Raw genomic sequence first — 2,199 nt, forward strand, 5'->3', positions numbered from 1 at the left:
TGTAGCGACCCGAAATGTGCGATTCGTTTCTAGGTGAATACATAGCCTAGAGTGTTGGTAAACATAATTAAATGGAGGTAAGTAATAACAAAACAAACCAACATAACTTGTTAAGTAATGAGGGTAAAAGTCCCTCCCGTCAGAGGAAGACGTGATGCCAAACCTACCCACATAGAGGCTAATCACCAAAATGAAGCTGGGAATAGAGCAGAATCAGAGATGTACTGACTACATCACACTGCTGCTAGGTAAGTCGTCATGGTTAGCATCAAGCAAAGTAACCTTAAAAAGTGTCCAAGTCGCAATAAGGAAAGTCAGGTAAAGAAAGTTCCTTTATTAATCACAACATTCTCGCCAACCTATATTTCGCGGATTGGTATTCCTCTAGAGAAGTGATGGGCAAAGTGGTTATGACCTAAAACGACAAAACAATTACTAACAGGAACGAAGAAAAACTTGTCTGACTTCTTTAGTCAATATCGAAAGCCAAAGTGGAGAAACATGATTAGTTTCTTAGCGGAAAGACAAGGGTAAGATGCAACCTAACAATTAGTTGCGGCTAAACAGAACATATTCAACCGAGAAGACCAAGTTATGACGCAGCCCCCCGCTAGCGATAAATGGAAGCAACTCCCGTGGAAGAAATTTCAGAGAATTGTCTTCAGGCTACAAAGAAGAATATGGAAAGCTCAGAAAGCTCATAACTACAGATTAGTACGTCAACTTCAGAAACTCTTACTTCGTAGCCAAGCTGCTAAATTTCTAGCAGTACGTCAAGTCACACAGTTAAATAAGGGAAGGAAAACGGCGGGAGTAGATGGGATAAAGTCTCTCCCTCCCAAACAAAGACTAAATCTGGTGTTTGAATTAGATGTCAATCAATGGCAACATCAATTTCTCAGACGAGTCTGGATACCTAAATCTAAAGTAGAACGTAGAGGATTAGGCATACCAACAATAGCGGATAGAGCGCATCAGAGTTTACTTAAGATAGCACTCGAACCTGCAACTGAAGCCTACTTTTCGGCTGCATCCTACGGATTTAGACCTGGAAGAAGCACCCTAGATGTTCAAAAGAAACTATTTCATAATCTGAGAAGTCAGAGTCATGGAATAACCAAATCCATTTTGGAAATGGATATCGAAAAGTGCTTTGACCAAATCAATCACAGATTTCTGATGAGTCAAATCTCTTTGCCCCCACAGGCAAAACAAGCACTTTGGAAAGCTCTAAAAGCAGGAGTTCAGACCGAGTTTCCAACATCAAAACAAGGAACTCCCCAAGGTGGATGTATTTCACCGCTTCTAGCTAACATTGCTCTTCATGGCTTGGCAGATTTAGGAACAGGTTACAGGTACGCAGACGACTGTGTATTTATTCTCAAACCAACAGAAAACCCAGAAAAACTGCGACACAAAATAGACGAATTCTTAGCTATTAGAGGATTAAGAGTCAAAGAAGCGAAGACCAAACTTGTAACAGCGACAGAAGGGTTTGATTTTCTTGGATGGCATTTTCGAGTCAAAGGAAACGGAAAATTTATCTCCACGCCCTCAGACAAAAACTACAGCCGAATCCAAGAGAATATTAAAACCACTCTTAAAAACAGCAAATTCAAACTTGAAGCTCGAATCAATAAAGTTTGTTTGATGGTCAGAGGTTGGAGGAACTACCATAAACACTGTGACATGAACGACCATAATTTGTGGTTTGTACGCTACTGGTCATGGAAATTCATTCGCCAACAAGGTAGATTTAACCGAAGAGAAACAGACCAACAAATTGACAGAGCTTTTCCCAGTGTCTCTTGGTCAGTTAATAAATTCGTTAATGTCACAGGAACAAAGAGTCCTTTTGACGGGGATTTAGCTTACTGGTCTCAAAGAAAATCTAATCAATATAATGGTCATACAGTTAGAGCCTTAAAGAGACAAGGATACAAGTGTGGAGAATGCTCGTTAGCTTTTCTGCCTGAAGACAAAGTAGAACTACATCACATCGACGGTAACCATCATAATTGGAAGAACTTGAATCTTGTAGCTTTACATCGAGAATGTCATCAGGGTCAGGAGGTTCATTCCTCCTCAAGACAGCAAAAGGTAAAATCCTAAGTTTAGCTAGGAGCGTAGTGCGGTTAACATCGCACGCTACGTTCTGAAGGAGAGGTGTTCCCTGGTAACAGGGACATCGACTCTAAT

At 40.6% G+C, this 2,199-nt stretch carries 1 protein-coding gene; it reads left to right on the forward strand.

The features are described 5' to 3' along the window. The first annotated feature begins 594 nt into the window (after positions 1 to 594). Positions 595 to 2,112, forward strand: a complete 1,518-nt coding sequence (locus tag C7B62_RS25250; protein ID WP_106244292.1) for a reverse transcriptase domain-containing protein — start codon at positions 595 to 597, stop codon at positions 2,110 to 2,112. Positions 2,113 to 2,199: the final 87 nt, after the last annotated feature.

Origin of the sequence: Pleurocapsa sp. CCALA 161, from assembly GCF_003003995.1 — a bacterium.
In the GTDB taxonomy this organism is placed as follows: Bacteria; Cyanobacteriota; Cyanobacteriia; order Cyanobacteriales; family Xenococcaceae; genus Waterburya.

What these genes read in the sequence shown, in the direction of transcription:
- C7B62_RS25250 (WP_106244292.1), top strand. Translation starts at nt 595, where the DNA reads ATGACGCAGCCCCCCGCTAGCGATAAATGGAAGCAACTCCCGTGGAAG.